Genomic DNA, 20,791 nt, shown 5'->3' on the forward strand with positions numbered 1-20,791 from the left:
ATGCAACTGACTTATCCAAAGGCGCCTTCCAACGGCGTACAGACTTTGCGTCCGGTGCTGCAAGCCGCGCTGCAAAACCAGGGCTTCGGTATCAACCGCCAGTTCGCCAATGCGACACCGGCCAAAGTCAGCCTCAGCGAAGCCTATCGCGGCTACTCGCTGACGCTGGACGATCTGAGCCATGGCAAGGGTCTGAAAGACGCACGCATCGGTGACTGGCATTACCTGGTTTTTGCCGACGGCGTGAGCATTGCCGATGCGCAACTGGCCGAGGTGCGTGGCCATGTCGAGTTCGCTTCGCTGAACCACGGCACCCGGGCTGCCGACACCGTGGGCGCGCTGAAACTGGCGGAACAGGCGCCGCAATTGCAGGGCAAAACCGTTGAACTACGGGTGCTGTTTGTCTCTGCGCTGCACGTCGTGGCGATCTGGCTGCACGCTGACGGTGAGGATGTACTGATCCCGATCGAGCCGACGCCGAAAGAGCTGGGCGACTCGCGGTTGTACAGCGAAGCCGCGCTGCTCGGCTTGCTTAAACCGGCGGCAGATCGCGCCAAACAGCGCTTTGACGCGGATACCAGCGGACAGTTGGGGAACTGATAAACCCTGCGCATAAAAAAACCCGGACACTGTCCGGGTTTTTTATTGCCTGCGAAAACGCCTTACTCAGCCGCTGGCTCAGCCGGCTTGCGACGCTTGAGCGGGGCCATGCCGTCGCTGCTCACCAGCGAATCCGGCTTCGGACGGTTGGCGCTCTTGCGCTTGGTCGGGGTCTTGGCGGCGGTTTTCTTCTTGTCGCCCTTGGCGTCGGTCTTTTTCTTCTTCACGCCGACGGCTTTGCCCGAGGCCTTGACCTTTTTCGGCCCGCCGTAGGTGCCTTTGACTTCCTTGATGGTTCGGCGCTCGAAGCTCTGCTTCAGGTAGCGCTCGATGCTCGACATCAGGTTCCAGTCGCCGTGGCAGATCAGCGAGATCGCCAGACCGTCGTTACCGGCGCGGCCGGTACGACCGATGCGGTGCACGTATTCGTCGCCGCTGCGCGGCATGTCGAAGTTGATCACCAGATCCAGGCCATCAACGTCCAGACCACGGGCCGCGACGTCGGTCGCTACCAGGATCTTCACACCGCCCTGCTTCAGACGATCGATCGCCAGTTTGCGATCCTTCTGGTCTTTCTCGCCGTGCAGCACGAACGCCTTGTATTCCTGAGCCACCAGACGGCCGTAGATGCGGTCGGCCATGGCACGGGTGTTGGTGAAGACGATGGCTTTCTGGTAAGTCTCGTTGGCCAGCAGCCAGTTGACGATCTGTTCTTTGTGCTGGTTGTGGTCGGCGGTGATGATCTGCTGACGGGTGGTCGAGTTCAGTTGGCTGACCGCGTTGAGCTGCAGGTGCTCAGGGTTGTTCAGCACCTTGGCGACCATTTCACGCAGACCGGAACCGCCGGTGGTGGCGGAGAACAGCATGGTCTGCTGACGGTTCGGGCATTCGTCGACCAGACGCTGCACGTCTTCGGCGAAACCCATGTCGAGCATGCGGTCGGCTTCGTCGAGCACCAGCACTTCGACTTCCTTGAGGTCGAGGTTGCCGGCGTTGAGTTGCTCGATCATCCGGCCCGGGGTACCGATCAGGATGTCCGGCACCTTGCGCAGCATCGCCGCTTGCACCTTGAAGTCTTCACCGCCGGTGATCAGGCCGGACTTGATGAAGGTGAACTGCGAGAAGCGTTCAACTTCTTTAAGGGTCTGTTGGGCCAGTTCGCGGGTCGGCAGCAGGATCAGGGTCTTGATGCTGACGCGAATCTTGGCCGGGCCGATCAGGCGGTTGAGGATCGGCAGGACAAAAGCGGCGGTCTTGCCGCTACCGGTTTGCGCCGTCACCCGCAGGTCACGCCCCTGGAGCGCCAGCGGAATGGCCGCTGCTTGCACAGGCGTTGGCTCGACAAATTTCAGCTCGGCCACGGCTTTGAGCAGGCGTTCGTGCAGGGCGAATTGGGAAAACACGGGTGCTACCTCGAAGATATGCAAAAAAACAGCTGCATAGGTTACCGGTTTCGAGCGCTCAGGCCGAGTTTCTTTATACAAACGGGCGTAATCAGTGGCTTTTTTGTTGCTCGATTTGTCTCCAACGGTAATACACAGCGTCTTAAATGCTCTAATCGCCTATCGCGTCTTACAGAAGAATCGTTGCTCACATGGATTTCAAACAGCTCTGGCTCAACGCCCAAGACCTCTGGGGTGCCCTCGAACAGCACCCGTTCCTGCAATCCGGCCTGGCGCTGATGCTGCTGTTGGTGATCGCGCTGGTCCTCGGACGAGTGGCGCGCTATCTGATCCTGCATGCCAGCCGCATGCTCGGCCGTCAGCCGGCCTTGCACTGGATCAACGATTTTCGCCACAACAAGGTGTTTCAGCGTCTGGCGCAGATGACGCCGTCGCTGGTGATCCAGTTCGGCCTGCACCTGGTACCGGAACTGAGCAAAACCGCGATGACCTTCCTCGGCAACGTGGCGCTGTCCTTCACCATCCTGTTCCTGCTGCTGTCGGTCAGCGCCCTGCTCAATGCGTTGCTGGACATCTACGCGCGCACCGAACACGCCCGCACCCGCTCGATCAAGGGCTATGTGCAACTGGCGAAAATGGTCTTGTACGTGTTCGGTGCGATCATCATCGTCGCCACGCTGATCGACCGTTCGCCGCTGTTGCTGCTCTCCGGTCTGGGTGCGATGTCGGCGGTGATTCTATTGGTCTACAAGGACACCCTGCTGTCGTTCGTCGCCAGCGTGCAACTGACCAGCAACGACATGCTGCGGGTCGGCGACTGGATCGAAATGCCGCAAGTCGGCGCCGATGGCGACGTGGTCGATATCACCTTGCACACGGTCAAGGTGCAGAACTTCGACAAGACCATCGTCTCGATCCCGACCTGGCGCCTGATGTCCGAATCGTTCCGCAACTGGCGCGGCATGCAGCAGTCCGGCGGCCGACGGATCAAGCGCAGCCTGTTCATCGACGCCAGCGGCGTGCGCTTCATCCGTGACGATGAAGAAGAAAAACTCTCCCAGGTGCACCTGCTGACCGGTTACATGGCCCGCAAGAAAGCCGAGCTCAAGGCGTGGAACGAGGCGCAGGGCAATGTGGCGGCAATGTCGGCCAACCGCCGGCGCATGACCAACATCGGCACCTTCCGCGCTTACGCATTGGCCTATCTGAAGAGCCACCCGGAAATCCAGCCGAACATGACCTGCATGGTCCGCCAGATGCAGACCACGGCGCAGGGCATTCCGCTGGAAATCTACTGCTTCACCACCACCACGGTGTGGGCCGACTACGAGCGGATTCAGGGGGATATTTTCGATTATCTGCTGGCGGTGCTGCCGGAGTTTGGCTTGAGCCTGTATCAGCAGCCGAGTGGCGGGGATTTGCGGACGGGGTTGTTGCCGGCGGTGTTGGGTTCAGCGCACATTCCAGAACCGCAAAAACACCTCATGTAACCCCACCGATCAAAACTGTGGGAGCGGGCTTGCTCGCGAAGGCGTCAGGTCAGTCAACATAATCGTTGAATGACGCACCGCTTTCGCGAGCAAGCCCGCTCCCACAGAGGTTATGCGGTGGCTTGGGAATTGCGGATGCCCAACCGGCTGATCCATACGGCCGCCAGAATCACACTGCCGCCCAGCAACAACCTTCCCAGTTCCTCATGCTGATTCCAGATCAGCAGATTCAGCAGCAAGCCCACCGGCACATGCAGGTTGTTCATCACCGCCAGCGTGCCGCCGTTGACCATGCACGCGCCCTTGTTCCACCAGTACATCCCCAGCGCCGTCGAGACCAGTCCGAGGAACAGCAACACGCCCCACTGCAAGGGTGCTTCGGGCAGGAAGTTGGCTTTGCCGAACAGCAGAAACGCCGGCAACACCACCGCCAGCGCGCCGAGGTAGAAGAAGCCGAAACGTCGGTAGTGCGGCAGATCGCTCGGGTGTTTCGCCACCAGATGCTTGTACAGCACCTGCCCGGCGGCGTAGGTGAAGTTGGCCAGTTGCAGCAGCAGGAAACCCATGAAGAAGTCCGGGTTGATGCTGTCGAAACGAATCACCGCCGCGCCGCCCACCGCCACCAGTGCGGCGACCAGCGCCCAAGGGTTGAAGCGTCGGTTCAGCGCATCTTCGATCAACGTCACGTGCAGTGGTGTGAGGATGGTGAACAGCAACACTTCCGGCACCGTCAGCACGCGGAAGCTCAGGTACAGGCAGACGTAGGTGATGCCGAACTGCAACGCGCCGATCAGCAGCATGCCGCGCATGAACGCCGGTTCTACCGAGCGCCAGCGGGTCAGCGGAATGAACACCAGCCCGGCCAGCACCACGCGCACCAGCACCGCAAAGTAGCTGTCGACGTGCCCCGCCAGGTACTCGCCGATCAGACTGAAGGAAAACGCCTGAATCAGCGTGACAAAAAGTAGATAGCCCATGGTCGCCTCTGTTTCGAATGGCGGCGACGATAGCGGTTTTCTGGTCTCACTGCGAATAGCCCGAAACACAAAATTCCCCTGTGGGAGCGAGCCTGCTCGCGAAGGCAGAGTGTCAGACGACAGATACTTGTCTGATACACCGCTTTCGCGAGCAGGCTCGCTCCCACAAGGAGTTTTGTGTCGTTCAAAAAACACAGGCAAAAAAAAGCCCGATCTCGCTAAAGCGTTCAATCGGGCTACAGCACTCAGGAGCAACAAGTGCAAAGGGAGGTTCGATGCGCGTAGGGCCTTGAAGGGGTTGCGCCGGGTCACTAGAACAATCGGCGATTATCTGGGGATTAACCTGTCAAGCGACCTGGGACAGTTTGGCGTTGGCCTGATTCAGGCCCTTCTCCTGGAAGTCGCCGCCCAGGTTCATGCCTTCGGCGTGAATGAACGTCACGTCGTGGATGCCGATGAAGCCCATGACCTGACGCAGGTACGGTTCCTGATGGTCGGCCGGGCCGCCGGCATAGATGCCGCCGCGAGCGGTGAGCACATAGGCACGCTTGCCGCTGAGCAGGCCTTGCGGGCCGGTTTCGGTGTACTTGAAGGTCACGCCGGCACGCAGCACGTGGTCGAGCCAGGCCTTGAGAGTGCTCGGGATCGCGAAGTTGTACATCGGCGCGGCCATCACCAGTACGTCGGCGGCGAGCAATTCATCGGTCAATTCGTTGGATCGATCCAGCGACGATTGTTCGTTGGCGTTGCGCTGCTCGGCGGGCTTCATCCAGCCGCCCAGCAGGTTGATGTCCAGGTGTGGAACGGGGTTCACGGCGAGGTCACGCACGGTGATCTGATCGTTGGGGTGCGCGGATTTCCACTGGCTGATGAAGGTCTGGGTCAGTTGACGGGAAACCGAGTCTTGCTGGCGGGCACTGCTTTCGATGATCAGAACGCGGGACATGGTGTGTAGCCTCCATCCGAGAATGTTGTAGGTCGATGGAATGGAGGTTAAACAGGGATGGATCGATGAAAAAGCGCAAATAATTGCTGCAAAGCATCGAATAATTCGTTTAGATGCTGACACGTACCCTTGTAGGAGTGAGCCTGCTCCCGATAGCGGTGTGTCAATTGACGCATTCTCTGACTGATACACCGCTATCGCGAGCAGGCTCGCTCCTACAAGGAATCGACCGTTATTTCGGGCTGCAGCTCAGGTCGATGCGCAGCCTGATGATCTCGCGGGAGAACTTGGCCGTGGCGTTCGTATGTTTGCGGGCCGGGATTTCGATGTTGCGCGTACGGGGTGCTTCCGGACCATTGTTGAATACGACTTTGCAGGTAGCGTCCACGTCGCCGTAGTTGGCGACCCGAATCGAGCCGATGTCCTTATCGGTGTCGTAGGTTTCGTAGTCGATCTTCAAGCCATTGAGGTTTTTCTGCACGTCGATCGAGTAAGCAAACGCCGTCAGCGGCAGCAGCGCCAGCAACACACAACAGAATTTTTTCATTCGCCAGTCTCCATGAGGGACGGCCAGCTTAGGACAAGAGGAGCTATTGATGAAAGCGCCCCGCGTGACCCTTGATCAATGGCGAACATTGCAAGCCGTGGTCGACCACGGCGGCTTCGCCCAGGCCGCCGAGGCCTTGCACCGTTCGCAATCGTCGGTGAGTTACACCGTTGCCCGCATGCAGGACCAGCTCGGTGTGCCGTTGTTGCGCATCGACGGACGTAAAGCGGTGCTCACCGAGGCTGGCGGCGTGCTGCTGCGCCGCTCGCGCCAACTGGTGAAACAGGCCAGCCAGCTGGAAGACCTCGCCCACCACATGGAACAGGGCTGGGAAGCCGAAGTGCGGCTGGTGGTCGATGCCGCCTACCCGAGCGCACGCATCGTCCGCGCGCTGACCGCGTTCATGCCGCAGAGTCGCGGCTGCCGCGTGCGGCTGCGCGAAGAGGTGTTGTCGGGGGTCGAAGAGGTCTTGCTCGAAGGGGTCGCCGATCTGGCGATCACCGGCCTGAGCATTCCCGGCTACCTCGGTGCGGAATTGAGCGACGTCGAGTTTGTCGCGGTCGCCCACCCGGATCACGCGCTGCATCGGCTCAATCGCGAACTGAGCTTCCAGGATCTGGAAACCCAGATGCAGGTGGTGATTCGCGACTCCGGTCGCCAGCAGCCGCGCGACGTCGGCTGGCTTGGCGCCGAACAGCGCTGGACAGTCGGCAGCCTCGCCACCGCTGCCACGTTCGTCAGCAGCGGTCTGGGCTTCGCCTGGCTGCCGCGGCACATGATCGAACGGGAATTGAAGGAAGGCACGCTCAAGCTGCTACCGTTGGATCAGGGCGGCAGCCGCAACCCGAGCTTCTATCTGTATTCGAACAAGGACAAGCCGCTGGGCCCGGCGACACAGATCCTCATCGAACTGCTGCGCACCTTCGACACCTTGCCGCTGGACGCACCGTTCGCCGCCCCTGAACAAGCCTGACACGGAGTTCACCGATGGCCTATTTCGAGCACGAAGGTTGCAACCTGCACTACGAGGAATATGGCCACGGTTCGCCGTTGCTGCTGGTTCACGGGCTCGGTTCGAGCACCCTGGACTGGGAAATGCAGATCCCGGCGCTGTCGGCGCACTACCGGGTGATCGTACCGGACATTCGCGGTCACGGTCGCTCGGACAAACCCCGCGAGCGCTACAGCATCGCCGGTTTCAGCGCAGACCTGCTGGCACTGATCGAACACTTGAACCTCGGCCCGGTGCACTATATCGGGCTGTCGATGGGCGGGATGATCGGCTTTCAGTTCGGCGTCGATCAGCCGCGGATGCTGAAAAGCCTGACCATCGTCAACAGCGCTCCCGAAGTCAAAATCCGCAGTCGCGACGACTATTGGCAGTGGTTCAAGCGCTGGAGTCTGATGCGCGTACTCAGCCTTGCGACCATCGGCAAGGCCTTGGGCAGCAAACTTTTTCCCAAGCCTGAGCAGGCCGAACTGCGGCAAAAAATGTCCGAGCGCTGGGCAAAAAACGACAAACGTGCTTATCTCGCCAGCTTCGACGCGATTGTTGGCTGGGGCGTTCAGGAACGACTTTCGAGAATTTCCTGTCCAACCCTCATCGTCAGCGCCGACCGTGACTACACACCCGTCGCGCTGAAAGAAACCTATGTAAAACTGCTGCCGAATGCGCGGCTGGTGGTGATCGCCGATTCGCGCCACGCCACCCCGCTCGATCAACCCGAACGCTTCAATCAAACGCTGCTGGAGTTTTTCGCCGCAGCCGACACTCAATCTCAGGATCACTGACCCATGCTGAAAAAACTCGCCCTCGCCGCTGGTACTGTGCTGTTTGCCGCCAACCTGATGGCTGCCACGCCTGCCAAAGCACAGCACGTGCTGCTGGACACCACCAACGGTCAGATCGAAATCGAACTGGATTCGGTCAAGGCGCCGATCAGTACCAAGAACTTTCTGGATTACGTCAACAGCGGCTTTTACACCAATACCATTTTCCACCGCGTGATCCCGGGTTTCATGGCTCAGGGCGGCGGTTTCACTCCACAGATGCAGCAGAAAGACACCAAAGCGCCGATCAAGAACGAACACAAAAACGGTCTGGCCAACGTCCGTGGCACCTTGTCCATGGCGCGCACCTCCGCACCTGATTCGGCGACCAGCCAATTCTTCATCAACGTCAAGGACAACGATTTCCTCGACCAGGGTGATGGCTACGCCGTATTCGGCAAAGTGGTCAAAGGCATGGACGTGGTCGACATAATCGTCAACTCGCCAACCACCACCAAACAGGGCATGCAAAACGTGCCTGTCGACCCTGTGATCATCAAGTCGGCCAAAGTCATCGACTAAGCTGTACAGGGCGTATCGAGCGGCGCTGGCCTGACGCCACGCCGCTCACACCGATAAAAGGAGAGCCCGGCTTCCGGGCGGTTATCTGATGCTCTATCGCCGTTTTGAACAACTGATCGACATATTCCGCGACGCTCCGACGGCGTCCCCTCCAGATCGTGTCTGGCCCTTCTACACCTACTACCTGAGACAAGTCTGGCCGAGCTTCGCTGCTCTGCTGGTGGTCGGCCTGTTTGCCGCGTTGATCGAAGTGGCGCTGTTCAGTTACCTGAGCCGCATCATCGACCTCGCCCAGGGCACGCCCAACCCGAATTTCTTCAGCGACCACGCCCTCGAACTGACGTGGATGGTGGTGGTTGCGCTGGTGCTGCGGCCGATCTTTTTCGGCCTGCACGACCTGCTGGTGCATCAGACCCTGAGCCCGGGGATGACCAGCATGATCCGCTGGCAGAACCACAGTTACGTGCTCAAACAGAGCCTGAATTTCTTCCAGAACGACTTCGCCGGGCGTATCGCCCAGCGCATCATGCAGACCGGCAACTCGCTGCGCGATTCGGCGGTGCAAGCGGTGGATGCGCTGTGGCATGTGGTGATCTACGCGATCAGTTCGCTGGTGCTGTTCGCCGAAGCCGACTGGCGCCTGATGATCCCGCTGCTGACGTGGATCGCTGCCTACATCGGCGCGTTGTACTACTTCGTGCCGCGGGTGAAAGAGCGTTCGGTGGAAGCTTCCGACGCACGCTCGAAACTGATGGGGCGGATTGTCGACGGCTACACCAACATCGCCACCCTGAAGCTGTTCGCCCACACCAATTTCGAACAGCACTACGCCAAGGAAGCCATCGAAGAACAGACGGTCAAGGCGCAGATGGCCGGCCGCGTGGTGACCAGCATGGACGTGGCGATCACCACCATGAACGGCCTGCTGATCGTCGGCACCACCGCGCTGGCGCTGTGGCTGTGGACGCAGTCGCTGATCACCGTTGGTGCTATTGCTCTCGCGACCGGTCTGGTGATTCGTATCGTCAATATGTCCGGCTGGATCATGTGGGTAGTCACCGGCATCTTCGAAAACATCGGCATGGTCCAGGACGGTCTGCAGACCATCTCGCAACCGGTCAGCGTCACTGATCGCGAACAGGCCAAACCCCTGGCCGTGGCCCGTGGCGAAGTGCGTTTCGAGCACGTGGATTTTCACTACGGCAAGAAGAAAGGCATCATCGGCGACCTCAACCTGACCATCAAACCGGGGGAGAAAATCGGTTTGATCGGGCCGTCCGGCGCCGGCAAATCGACCTTGGTCAACCTGCTGCTGCGCCTCTACGACGTCGAGGGCGGACGTATTCTGATCGATGGGCAGAACATCGCCGAAGTCGGCCAGGAAAGCCTGCGCGCACGCATCGGCATGATCACGCAGGACACCTCCCTGCTGCACCGCTCGATCCGCGACAACTTGCTGTATGGCAAGCCTGACGCCACCGACGCCGAGCTCTGGGACGCGGTGCACAAGGCCCGCGCCGACGAGTTCATTCCGTTACTGTCGGACGCTGAAGGTCGCACTGGTTTCGATGCGCACGTCGGCGAGCGCGGGGTGAAGCTGTCCGGCGGTCAGCGCCAGCGCATCGCGATTGCCCGGGTGTTGCTCAAGGACGCGCCGATCCTGATCATGGACGAAGCGACCTCGGCACTCGACTCGGAAGTGGAAGCGGCGATCCAGGAAAGCCTGGAAACCCTGATGCAAGGCAAAACCGTGATTGCCATTGCTCACCGCCTCTCGACCATCGCCCGTATGGATCGGCTGGTGGTGCTGGAAAACGGCAAGATCGCCGAGAGCGGCACCCACGCCGAACTGCTGGCGCATCGCGGCCTGTATGCGCGGTTGTGGGCGCACCAGACCGGAGGGTTTGTCGGAATCGATTGATCACAAAAAACCCGATTCTGTGAGCTTTTGTGGCGAGGGAGCTTGCTCCCGCTCGGCTGCGCAGCAGGCGCAAAGCTCGCCAACCGTGAAAGTCTGACACTACCGTGCAGATAGTTTTGGGACAGCTTCGCTGTCCAGCGGGAGCAAGCTCCCTCGCCACACAATGTTTGTCCGCCAGAAAACCGCCCCAGCCCGCCAACCACGGGCTCTGGCGGTTTTTTCATGCCTGCTGGAAATCCATCCAAAGCCTGCTGTACTCAGCCAAGGCTCCAGCACGGAACCTGTCGTAAATCTGCAGGGAAGCACAACGCAATACAGTCTCGATAGCATGGCTATCAAGGACTCTCTCATGTCTCTGTTCAAACGTTCAGTCACGGAGTTGTTGGGTACGTTCTGGCTGGTTCTGGGAGGATGCGGCAGCGCGGTCATTGCAGCGTCTTCGCCGTTGGGCATTGGAGTGCTGGGGGTGGCCCTGGCGTTTGGTCTGACGGTGCTGACCATGGCGTTCGCCATCGGTCACATCAGTGGCTGTCACCTCAATCCTGCGGTGTCGGTCGGGTTGGTGGTCGGCGGGCGGTTTCCGGCGAGGGAGCTGCCGGCCTACATCATCGCCCAGGTAGTGGGCGGGATACTCGCCGCTGCCCTGCTCTACTACATCGCCAGTGGCAAGGAGGGTTTTGACATCGCCGCCGGCCTGGCCTCCAACGGTTACGGTGAGCACTCACCGGGCAAATACTCGATGGCGGCCGGGTTTGTCACCGAACTGGTGATGACCGGAATGTTCGTGATCATCATCCTCGGCGCCACCGACAAACGCGCCCCGGCGGGCCTCGCACCGATCGCCATCGGTTTGGGCCTGACGCTGATTCACCTGATCTCGATTCCGGTCACCAACACCTCGGTCAACCCGGCGCGCAGCACCGGCCCGGCGCTGATGGTCGGCGGCTGGGCGATCGCGCAGTTGTGGATGTTCTGGGTCGCGCCGCTGCTGGGCGCAGTGGTGGGCGGGACGATTTATCGCTGGCTGGGTAAAGAGGACACCTGACACCACTGGAGATCCCCTGTGGGAGGGGGCTTGCTCCCGAATGCGCCGTGTCAGTCATATTTACTGCACTGACACACCGCATTCGGGAGCAAGCCCCCTCCCACATCAGGAAATCAGCCACGCTCAAGAATGAATGTCGGCGCCGATTAAAGGCGAACTCAGGTTTGGCGATACGGCAAGGCTGTTCTGGCTTCCTCAGCGTAAGCAAGGACGCCAGCGCGCTCTTGCTGCAGGAAATCCTTCACCGCCGCTTTCAATCCGGGATGACGCAGGTAGTGCCACGAATGGGTGATCACCGGTTCAAAGCCGCGAATCAGCTTGTGCTCGCCCTGCGCACCGGCATCAAAACGCTGATATCTGTGGGCAATCGCATAATCCATGCCCTGATAGAAACACGTCTCGAAATGCAGCCGGTCAAACTCGGCCAGACACCCCCAGTAGCGCCCATAGAAGCTGTCGCCCCCGACCAGACTGAAGGCCATCGCCACCGGCCGTGAACCCTGTCTGGCGAAGACCACCCGAATCGCCTCCGGCATCCGCGCGGCCAGCAGGCTGAAGAACTCGCGCGTCAGATAGGGCGCCTGGCGGCGCACGGCGTAAGTGTTGGCATAGCAGGCGTAGACAAAATCCCATTGCGACTCGTCCAGCTCGCGCCCCGTCAACCATTCGAACTCGAAGCCCTGCCCCGCCACCTGTTCGCGTTCCTTGCGCATCTGCTTGCGCTTGCGCGAACTGAGCACGTCGAGAAAGTCCTGGAAGTCGCGGTAACCGCGATTCTGCCAGTGATACTGACAGCCGATGCGCTGCAGCCAGCCCGGCTGCTCGGCCATGGCGGCGTCGGTGAAGGGGTCGGTGAAATTGATGTGCGCGCTGGAAAGATCTTCGATTTCCAGATAGCCCGGCAGGCTCTTGAGCAGTTCGAATCCATCCTCGACATTCGCCGCCAACAGTCTCGGGCCGCTGACCGGACTGAACGGCACCGCCGTCAGCAGTTTGGGGTAGTAATCGATGCCGGCCCGGGCGCAGGCATCGGCCCAGCCGTGATCGAACACGTACTCACCGTAGGAATGCCACTTGCGGTAACTGGGTAACGCGGCGATCAACCGACCGCCTTCAACGTGCAGCAGATGCTCGGCTTGCCAACCCGTGTGCGGGCCAACGCTGCCGCTGTCTTCAAGGGCCGAGAGAAAGGCATGGCGCAGAAACGGCTGGGTCTCGGGCACCAGTGCATCCCAGGTCGCCGGGGCGATTTCTGACAGGCTTTGCAGGCGTTGCAACGGCATCAACTGACTCTCCACTTCCGGGCATCAAAGCCCCGCGAGTATCGCTTATCGCTGCCCTTTGCACACGAGCATTCGGACGACAGCGCTCTAGATCAATAGTTCAGGACATCTTTGTATCGTCATCGACATGACATCACTTAGCCACTGCTCTGTCATAAACCATCGCGATACTCGCTCCTGTTTTTAGAGCGCCGGGTTCTACCCGGACACTGTTTTCCGACGTGCGCGTCGGTGTGCCCAGGATGGTTCAGCCATCCCCTCTCATCTTCGGAGATTGCTATGCGTCTTGCTTCCACAAAAACTGCGGCGGCCTTGTGCGGTGGCCTGTTGCTGGCCATGAGTGTTCCGGCCAGTGCCGCAGTCGACGCCAAACTGCTCGACATGCTCAAGGCCAACGGTTCCATTTCCCAGGCGCAGTACATCGAACTGCAAACTGAACTGGCCAAGGATCAGAAGGCTCAGCAAATCGCGCAGCAGGCGCAGCAAGAGACCAACGAGCAAATCGCGGCGACCGCGAAGAAAACCAACGAACTGAGCTCTTTCGACCAGAAACTTGCCTGGGCCGCCAAGACCCAGTTCAAGGGCGACGTGCGTTTCCGTCAGGAGACCGTCAAGAACGATGGCGTGCCGAACAGCAAGGACCAGGACCGTCAGCGCATTCGTGCTCGTCTGGGTGCCTACACCGAAATCAACCCACAGGTGGACACCGGTATCCGTATCGCCACCGGCAGCAGCGACGACGCCCGCTCCACCAACCAGGACCTGAACAACTACTTCGACAAGAAGCAGATCTGGCTCGACCAGGGTTACGTCGACTACCACCCTGACGCCATCAAGAACCTGCACCTGATCGCCGGTAAAATGAACCAGCCGTGGGTCAGCATGGGCGACATCATCTGGGACAGCGACATCAACCCGGAAGGTCTGGCCGTCACCTACAAGTACCCGCTGAACGGCAGCACCGAGCTGTTCGGTAGCGCTGGCCACTACACCCTCAAGGACAACGTCGACGGCGAAGGCGTGCAGTTCAAGCACGACCTGCGTCTGTACGCTGGCCAGTTGGGCGGTCGCTTCGCACTGACCGACAGCCTGAAACTGACCCTGGGCGGCAGCCTCTATTCCTACGACAATGACAAGGACAGCGCCTGCCCGACCACCGGCACCGTCACTGCGCCATGTGCCTTGGCCGTCAACGGCAACAGCCCGAACGAAACCTTCAAACTGTACGAAGGTTTTGGTCAACTGGACATCGCCAACCTGCCGGTACCGCTGTCGATCTACGGTCAGTACGTCAACAACAAAGACGCCAGCAACGACCAGGACACTGGCTGGCTGGCCGGCGTCAAGACCAAGGTTTATGGCTTCGGGATCGACTACAACTACCGCGACGTACAGCGTAACGCGGTGGTCGGTGCCTTCACCGACTCCGACTTCGCCAACGGCTACACCGGTTCGCGCGGCAGCAAGCTGAAAGTCAGCTACGAGCTGGACAAGAACTTCACCCTGGGTGCCACCTACTTCATGGCCAACTCGGACTACACCAACGCCAGCCTGAAGAAGACCGACTCCGACATCAATACGCTGCAACTGGATGCCGAAGCCAAGTTCTAAAACGCGTCACCCTCTAGCCTGACGCGGGCGGGACGATCCCCATCATCCGTTCGTTTCGTCCCGCGCCGGGCTATTTTTATCTGACCTGTGGCGAGGGAGCTTGCTCCCTCTGGATTGCAAAGCAGTCCTCTGCTTCTAAGTAAAGCGGGGGCCGCTTCGCGACCCAGCGGGAGCAAGCTCCCTCGCCACAATGGTTCAGCGTCTACAGAAGACTATCTTTTCGGCGCTGCTCGGCCAGACGTTCGGCCAGCGCGTCCACACCCTCTTGCGGTTTCTCCGGCAGCGCCTTCAGGGTCGCTTGCATCAAACGCATCTGACGAATGAACCGCCGACAGTTCGGGCAGAACATCAGGTGATGGCGTACCAGCAGTTTCTCGCGAAAGCTCAATTGGCCATCGAGATAATCGCTGGAGCGCGCTACTTGTTCCTTGCAGGTCAGCATTCGCCGGTCTCCTCAAAATGCTCCACCGTGGCGAAGACTTTCAGCCGCGCACGATGCAGCAGCACACGGACATTGGAGAGCGAGATCTCCAGAAGATTACAGATCTCTTCCAGTTCCAGACCCTGACGCTCGCGCAGCAGCAACACGCTGCTTTGCAGTTCCGACAGGCTGAGCAAGGTGTGCTCCAGGCAATCACGCAGTTCGCTTTCGGTGAGCAAGGCTTCCGGAGTGTCCTGATGCCAGGCGAATGGCGCCACCAGCCAATGGCCGTCACCGGGAGAAAAGCGATCGTCGTCGATGGTGCCGTGGGGTGACGGCAGATCGTCCATCAACACTTCGCGGCGGTTTTGTTTGTAACGGCTTTTGGCGGAATTGGCGGTGATGGTCAGCAGCCAGGTCTTGAGACTGGAACGACCCTCGAAGCTGCCGATATGGCGCACCACCGAAAGCCAGGCGTCCTGCACCACTTCTTCGACATGGCGCTGGCCGACAATCGCGTAAGCCACGGCGCGCATGGCGCTCTGGTAGGTGCTGACCAGTTCCTTGAAAGCCTTTTGCTCACCCGCGAGCAGACGTTCGAGCAGTTGGGTGTCGTCGGTTGCGGCCATGCACGCCTCGTTTGCAAATACCGATTAACGTTAACGCACTCGACCCTGTGGCGAGCGAGCTTGCTCGCGCTCGGCTGCGCAGCAGTCGCAAAACCGGCGATTGCGGTTCTTCAGCAAGACCGCAATCGCCGGTTTTGGCAGCGCTACGCACTCCAGCGGGAGCAAGCTCCCTCGCCACGAGGGCTGGTGACTCAGCGTTTGCGCAGAATCACGCTACCGATCGAGTAACCGGCGCCGAACGAGCTCAATACCGCCAGCGAACCGCTGGCCAGATCGTCCTGATATTTGTGGAAGGCAATCACCGACCCGGCAGAGCTGGTGTTGGCGTAGGTGTCGAGAATCACCGGCGCTTCTTCTTCGGTGGCTTCACGGCCCAGCAGCTTGCGCACGATCAGGTGGTTCATGCTCAGGTTGGCCTGGTGCAGCCAGAAGCGCTTGACGTCGCCGACGTTGAGTTTGTTCTCCTCCAGGTGCTCACCGATCAGTTCGGCGACCATCGGGCAGACGTCCTTGAACACCTTGCGGCCTTCCTGCACGAACAGCTTGTCGCGGGCGCCGATGCCCTCTTCCGCCGCGCGGTTGAGGAAGCCGAAGTTGTTGCGGATGTTGTTGGAGAACTTGGTCAGCAGTTTGGTGCTGACCACGTCGAACTGGTACTTGGACGTCGCCAGGTCAGCGCGTTCGATGATTACCGCCGTCGCGGCGTCACCGAAGATGAAGTGGCTGTCGCGGTCACGGAAGTTCAGGTGACCGGTGCAGACTTCCGGGTTGACCATCAGGATCGCCCGGGCCTGGCCCAGTTGCACGCTGTTGGCCGCGGCCTGGATGCCGAAGGTCGCCGAGGAGCAGGCCACGTTCATGTCGAAACCGAAACCCTGAATGCCCAGTGCTTCCTGGACTTCGATGGCGATGGCCGGATAAGCGCGTTGCAGATTGGAGCAGGCGACGATCACGCCGTCGATGTCGGCAGCGGTCTTGCCGGCACGTTGCAGCGCCTGTTCGGCGGCGCCGATAGCCATCTGGCACAGGACCGACCATTCGTCGTTGGAACGCTCCGGCAGGCGCGGGGCCATGCGCGCAGGATCAAGGATGCCGTCCTTGTCCATGACAAAGCGGCTCTTGATGCCCGAGGCTTTTTCGATGAATGCAGCACTGGATTCGGTCAGCGCCTGGACTTCACCGCTGGCGATGGCGTCGGCGTTGTCGGCGTTGAACTGCGCAACATAGGTATTGAAAGACTGCACCAGCTCTTCGTTGGAGATGCTGTTGGCCGGGGTGTACAGGCCGGTGCCGCTGATGACGACGTTATGCATGGTCGTTTCTCTAATCTGTTCAGGCAGAAAGCGCTGGCACCGACGTACCAACACACAAAGGGTCTATTTCCGTCCGGGGACGCTGACCTGGCATCTTTTAGTCCGATCCGCGAACTCGCCAAAGGCTCTGGGTCGCGAAAACGGCATTTATGGTCGCGAAGTTTGCCATAAACCCAAGGTTTTGGCGCCTTTCTCAAGCACTACCCAGATCCAATGTGGGAGCGAGCCTGCTCGCGAAGGCAGTGTGTCAGTCACGAGGATGGTGTCTGATATACCGCTTTCGCGAGCAGGCTCGCTCCCACACGGGTTCGCGTACGGCTCAAGATCAGGCCTCGACCTGACTCCACTGCTTGCTCAGCCGTTTGTCCGAGATCGGCGCTTTCGTCCCCAACTGTTGGGCGAACAGCGACACCCGGTATTCCTCCAGCCACCAGCGGTAGAGCTCCAGCTGTGGATCGCGTTTGCCTTCCTGCGCATGTTTGGCGGCGCGGGTCTGGTATTGCGTCCAGAGCCCGGCCAGTTCGCCGCTCCAGACTCGATCCTTCTGCACCTGCGCACCGAGTTTCTCGAAACGCTGCTCGACCGCCTTCAGGTAGCGCGGCAACTCCTTGAGCCATTGCATCGGCGTCTCCCGGACGAACCCCGGATACACCAGATGGCTGATTTGCTGCTTGATGTCATTCAGCGCCACAGCCTGAGCCAGATCGATCTTGCCCTTGAAGCGCTTTTGCAGACCGTGCCACAGCTTGAGGATCTCCAGCGTCAGCCGCGCCACGCGCTCGGCGTGTTCGGTCCAGCTGCCGCGCTTGCGTTCGGCCAATGCCGCCAGCCCGGCGCCGTCACGGGGCAACGGGTCTTCGCCTTCCAGGATGCAGCTGTCGAGGCTGGCCAGCAAAATGTCTTCGACCAGCGCATCGACCCGGCCCAGCTCGCGATAGAGCAGGCCCAGCTCAGTGATGCCCGGCAATTTGCTGCGCAGGAACTTCGCCGGTTCCGCCAGTTGCTGCAGCAGCAGCCGCTGCAAGGCGCGGCGATGCTGGAACTCGGCTTCGGCCGGGGTCGAGAAGCGCCCTTCCTTGACTGTGCCGCCCTCTTCCACCAGCGCCGGATAGACCGTCATCGACAGTCCGGCAATCTTCTGCTGGGTCTTTTCCGCCACCGGGGCGAAGACCTTGGCCTCCACCGGTTGCTGACTTTTCGCACTCTGCGGCACCGCCAAAGCCGCCTGACTGGCTTCGGCGAAACGCGCGGTGAGCTCGGCCAGATCGCGGCCCTCGCCAAGGAACTTGCCTTGGCCGTCGACGATTTCCAGGTTCATCCGCAGATGGCTTTCGACCTGCTGCGCGGCTTCCGCCCACGCCTCATCGCTGACCCGCGCGCCAGTCATGCGCAACAGTTCGCGACCCAGCGCTTGCGGCAATGAACCTTCAGCGAAGGTCATGCGCTGCAACGCCGCCTTGATGAAGTCCGGCACCGGCACGAAGTTCTTGCGCAAGGCTTTCGGCAGGTTGCGTACCAGGGCAATGCACTTGGCCTCGATCAGCCCCGGCACCAGCCATTCCAGGCGTTCCGGCGGCAGCATCGGCAGCAGCGGTGCCGGCACGCGCAGGGTCACGCCGTCGCGCGGGTGATTGGGTTCGAAGTGGTAGCTGAGCGCCAGTTCCAGATCGCCAATGTGCAGCGTGTCCGGGTAGTCGCGCGCGGTGACTTCACTGGCCTCGCGGGCCAGCACGTCTTCTTCGCGCATGATCAGCAGTTGCGGGTCTTTCTGGCTGTTGACCCGATACCAGCTGTCGAAGGTCGCGGTCTGGTGAATCTCCGCCGGCAAACGCGCATCGTAGAACGCGTAGAGGGTTTCTTCGTCAGCGAGAATGTCGCGGCGACGGGCCTTGGCTTCCAGTTCGTCGAGCTGTTCGAGCAACTGCTTGTTGGCGGTCAGGCACTTGGCTTTCGACTGAATCTCGCCACGCACCAGACCTTCGCGGATAAACAGCTCGCGCGAAACCACCGGGTCCACCGGGCCGTAATGCACCGGGCGGCGACCGACCACGATCAGCCCGAACAGGGTGATCTGCTCGTAGGCCACGACCTGGCCGCGCTTCTTCTCCCAGTGCGGTTCGAAGTGGTTTTTCTTGATCAGGTGCCCGGCCAGCGGCTCGATCCAGTCGGCGTCGATCTTGGCGACCATGCGCGCGTAGAGCTTGGTGGTCTCTACCAGTTCGGCGGTCATCAGCCACTGCGGACGCTTCTTGCCGATGCCCGACGACGGGTGAATCCAGAAGCGCCGCTGACGGGCGCCGAGGTAATCGCCGTCCTCGGTTTTCTGGCCGATCTGGCTGAGCAGGCCGACCAGCACCGCTTTGTGCAGTTTCGGGTAATCCGCTGGTTCCTTGTTGAGGCTCAGTTGCATGTCACGGCAGATCAGGCTCAACTGGCGATGGGAATCACGCCACTCGCGCAGGCGCAGGTAATTGAGGAAATTCTTCCGGCACCAGTTGCGCAGAGGGCTGGCGGTCAGCGCCTGGCGCTGCTCTTCAAAACCACGCCACAGATTGACCAGTCCGGCGAAGTCCGAATCGGGATCTTTCCATTGTGCGTGGGCCTGATCGGCCGCTTGCTGACGCTCCGGCGGACGCTCGCGCGGGTCCTGAATCGACATGGCACTGGCGACGATCAGCACTTCCTGCAGGCTGCCGAGCTTGGCCGCTTCGAGCAGCATGCGGCCCATGCGCGGGTCCACCGGCAGGCGCGCCAACTGGCGACCGAGCGGGGTCAGCTGACTGTTGCGATCCACCGCCGAAAGCTCTTGCAGCAGATTGAAACCGTCGCTGATCGCCTTACCGTCCGGCGGTTCGATGAACGGGAACGCGGTGATCTCGCCGAGGCGCAGGTGCAGCATCTGCAAGATAACGGCGGCGAGGTTGGTACGCAGAATTTCCGGATCGGTGAACTCCGGGCGACCGAGGAAATCCTCTTCGCTGTACAGGCGCACACAGATCCCCGGTTCGACCCGGCCGCAGCGACCTTTACGCTGGTTGGCGCTTGCCTGGGAAATCGCTTCGATCGGCAGGCGCTGAACCTTGGCGCGATAGCTGTAGCGACTGATACGCGCGGTGCCGCTGTCGATCACGTAACGGATGCCCGGCACGGTCAACGAAGTCTCGGCAACGTTGGTTGCCAGCACCACGCGCCGCCCCGGATGCGACTGGAAAATCCGCTGCTGCTCCGCCGGCGACAGACGCGCGTACAGCGGCAGGATTTCGGTGTGCTTGAGTTGGGCCTTGCGCAGCATGTCGGCGGCGTCGCGAATCTCGCGCTCGCCGGGCAGGAACACCAGCACATCGCCGGGGCTGCGGCGCTCGCTGCGCTCATAGGCGGCGATTTCGTCGAGGGTGGCGAGGATCGCCTGATCCACGGTCAGGTCGTCCTCGACGCGGTTGCCCTCTTCGTCCTGCTCCAAGGTCAGCGGGCGATACCAGGTTTCCACCGGGAAAGTCCGCCCGGACACCTCGACAATCGGCGCATCATCGAAATGCCTGGAGAAGCGCTCCAGATCGATGGTTGCCGAGGTGATGATGACCTTCAGATCCGGGCGCCGCGGCAGCAGGGTTTTCAGGTAACCGAGCAGGAAGTCGATGTTCAGGCTGCGTTCGTGGGCTTCGTCGACGATGATCGTGTCGTAGCGTTCGAGGTAGCGGTCGTTCTGGGTTTCCGCCAGCAGGATGCCGTCGGTCATCAGTTTGATCAGGGTGTTGGAATCGCTTTGATCTTCGAAGCGAACCTGATAGCCAACCAGCGAACCGAGCGGCGTGCCGAGTTCTTCGGCCACCCGGCTGGCGACGCTGCGCGCAGCGATTCGGCGCGGTTGGGTGTGGCCGATCAAACCATGCTGACCGCGACCGATTTCCAGGCAGATTTTCGGCAACTGGGTGGTTTTGCCCGAACCGGTTTCGCCAGCGATGATCAGGACCTGATGCTTCTCCAGCGCCGCCTTGATCTCATCGCGCTTGGCGGCAATCGGCAGGCTGTCGTCGTAACGAATCGCCGGCAGGCTGGCACGGCGCGCCAGCACCTGATCGCAGGACGCCTGCATGCGCGCCACCCACTGGGCCAGCTTGGCCTCGTCGGGTTTCTTGCGCAGCTCGAGCAACTGCCGCCGCAGCCGGTGACGGTCGGCGAGCATGGCGTGATCGAGGTTTTTCAGCAGTTTGTCGATGGAGGGCGATTCGTCGGTCATCGGGTACGCAATTCGG

Annotated in this window: 17 protein-coding genes; 8 read left to right on the top strand and 9 right to left on the bottom strand. The window is 60.7% G+C overall.

What is annotated here, in order from left to right; translation table 11 throughout:
- Positions 1-600, top strand: coding sequence for a hypothetical protein (locus M0814_RS19920; RefSeq protein ID WP_103484445.1), 600 nt, complete (start codon positions 1-3; stop codon positions 598-600).
- 62 nt (positions 601-662) lie between these two features.
- Here M0814_RS19920 and M0814_RS19925 read toward each other — a convergent pair whose 3' ends face one another.
- Positions 663-2,003 carry a DEAD/DEAH box helicase gene (locus M0814_RS19925; protein WP_103484444.1) on the bottom strand — a complete coding sequence of 447 codons (1,341 nt, stop codon included), beginning with the start codon at positions 2,001-2,003 and terminating at the stop codon, positions 663-665.
- Between the two features lie 191 nt (positions 2,004-2,194).
- Between M0814_RS19925 and M0814_RS19930 the strand changes: the two genes are divergently transcribed.
- The gene (locus M0814_RS19930) at positions 2,195-3,493 is read left to right on the top strand and encodes a mechanosensitive ion channel family protein (protein WP_003222682.1); all 1,299 of its coding nucleotides are present in this window, start codon (positions 2,195-2,197) and stop codon (positions 3,491-3,493) included.
- 110 nt (positions 3,494-3,603) lie between these two features.
- Here the strand turns inward: M0814_RS19930 and M0814_RS19935 are convergent, their stop codons facing one another.
- The 3 genes from M0814_RS19935 to M0814_RS19945 all read right to left on the bottom strand — a co-directional run bounded on the left by M0814_RS19935 (position 3,604) and on the right by M0814_RS19945 (position 5,963).
- The gene (locus M0814_RS19935) at positions 3,604-4,470 is read right to left on the bottom strand and encodes a carboxylate/amino acid/amine transporter (protein ID WP_103484443.1); all 867 of its coding nucleotides are present in this window, start codon (positions 4,468-4,470) and stop codon (positions 3,604-3,606) included.
- Positions 4,471-4,816: 346 nt separating this feature from the next.
- Complete coding sequence (locus M0814_RS19940; RefSeq protein ID WP_103484442.1) at positions 4,817-5,416, bottom strand: FMN-dependent NADH-azoreductase; 600 nt, start codon at positions 5,414-5,416, stop codon at positions 4,817-4,819.
- Positions 5,417-5,648: 232 nt separating this feature from the next.
- Positions 5,649-5,963, bottom strand: coding sequence for a 3-phosphoglycerate kinase (locus tag M0814_RS19945; protein ID WP_103484441.1), 315 nt, complete (start codon positions 5,961-5,963; stop codon positions 5,649-5,651).
- A gap of 49 nt (positions 5,964-6,012) precedes the next feature.
- Between M0814_RS19945 and M0814_RS19950 the strand changes: the two genes are divergently transcribed.
- From M0814_RS19950 to aqpZ, 5 genes are all read left to right on the top strand, one after another.
- Complete coding sequence (locus tag M0814_RS19950; RefSeq protein ID WP_025110609.1) at positions 6,013-6,936, top strand: LysR family transcriptional regulator; 924 nt, start codon at positions 6,013-6,015, stop codon at positions 6,934-6,936.
- A 14-nt stretch (positions 6,937-6,950) separates the two neighbouring features.
- Entirely contained in the window at positions 6,951-7,754 is an 804-nt protein-coding gene (locus M0814_RS19955) for an alpha/beta hydrolase (protein WP_103484440.1), read from the top strand.
- Between the two features lie 3 nt (positions 7,755-7,757).
- Positions 7,758-8,315: a peptidylprolyl isomerase gene (locus M0814_RS19960; protein WP_103484439.1), complete on the top strand. Its 558-nt coding sequence runs from the start codon at positions 7,758-7,760 to the stop codon at positions 8,313-8,315.
- Positions 8,316-8,403: 88 nt separating this feature from the next.
- Positions 8,404-10,236 (top strand): ABC transporter ATP-binding protein, encoded by a 1,833-nt coding sequence (locus M0814_RS19965; protein WP_003222671.1) that lies wholly within the window; start codon positions 8,404-8,406, stop codon positions 10,234-10,236.
- 349 nt (positions 10,237-10,585) lie between these two features.
- Positions 10,586-11,281 (top strand): aquaporin Z, encoded by a 696-nt coding sequence (aqpZ, locus tag M0814_RS19970; RefSeq protein WP_003222670.1) that lies wholly within the window; start codon positions 10,586-10,588, stop codon positions 11,279-11,281.
- A 158-nt stretch (positions 11,282-11,439) separates the two neighbouring features.
- On the opposite strand, the gene M0814_RS19975 is transcribed toward aqpZ, so the two are convergent.
- A complete protein-coding gene (locus tag M0814_RS19975; RefSeq protein WP_103484438.1) occupies positions 11,440-12,564 on the bottom strand; it encodes a GNAT family N-acetyltransferase in 1,125 nt (374 codons plus the stop codon).
- Between the two features lie 279 nt (positions 12,565-12,843).
- Between M0814_RS19975 and M0814_RS19980 the strand changes: the two genes are divergently transcribed.
- Complete coding sequence (locus tag M0814_RS19980) at positions 12,844-14,175, top strand: putative porin (protein ID WP_103484437.1); 1,332 nt, start codon at positions 12,844-12,846, stop codon at positions 14,173-14,175.
- Positions 14,176-14,377: 202 nt separating this feature from the next.
- Here the strand turns inward: M0814_RS19980 and M0814_RS19985 are convergent, their stop codons facing one another.
- From M0814_RS19985 to hrpA, 4 genes are all read right to left on the bottom strand, one after another.
- The gene (locus tag M0814_RS19985) at positions 14,378-14,617 is read right to left on the bottom strand and encodes a zf-HC2 domain-containing protein (RefSeq protein ID WP_003222664.1); all 240 of its coding nucleotides are present in this window, start codon (positions 14,615-14,617) and stop codon (positions 14,378-14,380) included.
- Entirely contained in the window at positions 14,611-15,225 is a 615-nt protein-coding gene (locus M0814_RS19990; protein WP_003222662.1) for an RNA polymerase sigma factor, read from the bottom strand. Before M0814_RS19990 ends, M0814_RS19985 begins: the two co-directional genes overlap by 7 nt.
- Positions 15,226-15,416: 191 nt before the next feature.
- Positions 15,417-16,538 carry a beta-ketoacyl-ACP synthase III gene (locus M0814_RS19995; protein WP_007969627.1) on the bottom strand — a complete coding sequence of 374 codons (1,122 nt, stop codon included), beginning with the start codon at positions 16,536-16,538 and terminating at the stop codon, positions 15,417-15,419.
- A 325-nt stretch (positions 16,539-16,863) separates the two neighbouring features.
- On the bottom strand, positions 16,864-20,775 hold the full coding sequence (gene hrpA / locus M0814_RS20000; protein ID WP_103484436.1) for an ATP-dependent RNA helicase HrpA: 3,912 nt from the start codon (positions 20,773-20,775) through the stop codon (positions 16,864-16,866).
- Positions 20,776-20,791: the final 16 nt, after the last annotated feature.

The organism is Pseudomonas sp. MWU12-2020 (assembly GCF_023100605.1).
GTDB lineage: Bacteria > Pseudomonadota > Gammaproteobacteria > Pseudomonadales > Pseudomonadaceae > Aquipseudomonas > Aquipseudomonas fluorescens_H.

What these genes read in the sequence shown, in the direction of transcription:
- M0814_RS19920 (WP_103484445.1), top strand. Translation starts at nt 1, where the DNA reads ATGCAACTGACTTATCCAAAGGCGCCTTCCAACGGCGTACAGACTTTG.
- M0814_RS19930 (WP_003222682.1), top strand. Translation starts at nt 2,195, where the DNA reads ATGGATTTCAAACAGCTCTGGCTCAACGCCCAAGACCTCTGGGGTGCC.
- M0814_RS19935 (WP_103484443.1), bottom strand. Translation starts at nt 4,470, where the DNA reads ATGGGCTATCTACTTTTTGTCACGCTGATTCAGGCGTTTTCCTTCAGT.
- M0814_RS19940 (WP_103484442.1), bottom strand. Translation starts at nt 5,416, where the DNA reads ATGTCCCGCGTTCTGATCATCGAAAGCAGTGCCCGCCAGCAAGACTCG.
- M0814_RS19945 (WP_103484441.1), bottom strand. Translation starts at nt 5,963, where the DNA reads ATGAAAAAATTCTGTTGTGTGTTGCTGGCGCTGCTGCCGCTGACGGCG.
- M0814_RS19950 (WP_025110609.1), top strand. Translation starts at nt 6,013, where the DNA reads ATGAAAGCGCCCCGCGTGACCCTTGATCAATGGCGAACATTGCAAGCC.
- M0814_RS19955 (WP_103484440.1), top strand. Translation starts at nt 6,951, where the DNA reads ATGGCCTATTTCGAGCACGAAGGTTGCAACCTGCACTACGAGGAATAT.
- M0814_RS19960 (WP_103484439.1), top strand. Translation starts at nt 7,758, where the DNA reads ATGCTGAAAAAACTCGCCCTCGCCGCTGGTACTGTGCTGTTTGCCGCC.
- M0814_RS19965 (WP_003222671.1), top strand. Translation starts at nt 8,404, where the DNA reads ATGCTCTATCGCCGTTTTGAACAACTGATCGACATATTCCGCGACGCT.
- aqpZ (WP_003222670.1), top strand. Translation starts at nt 10,586, where the DNA reads ATGTCTCTGTTCAAACGTTCAGTCACGGAGTTGTTGGGTACGTTCTGG.
- M0814_RS19975 (WP_103484438.1), bottom strand. Translation starts at nt 12,564, where the DNA reads ATGCCGTTGCAACGCCTGCAAAGCCTGTCAGAAATCGCCCCGGCGACC.
- M0814_RS19980 (WP_103484437.1), top strand. Translation starts at nt 12,844, where the DNA reads ATGCGTCTTGCTTCCACAAAAACTGCGGCGGCCTTGTGCGGTGGCCTG.
- M0814_RS19985 (WP_003222664.1), bottom strand. Translation starts at nt 14,617, where the DNA reads ATGCTGACCTGCAAGGAACAAGTAGCGCGCTCCAGCGATTATCTCGAT.
- M0814_RS19990 (WP_003222662.1), bottom strand. Translation starts at nt 15,225, where the DNA reads ATGGCCGCAACCGACGACACCCAACTGCTCGAACGTCTGCTCGCGGGT.
- M0814_RS19995 (WP_007969627.1), bottom strand. Translation starts at nt 16,538, where the DNA reads ATGCATAACGTCGTCATCAGCGGCACCGGCCTGTACACCCCGGCCAAC.
- hrpA (WP_103484436.1), bottom strand. Translation starts at nt 20,775, where the DNA reads ATGACCGACGAATCGCCCTCCATCGACAAACTGCTGAAAAACCTCGAT.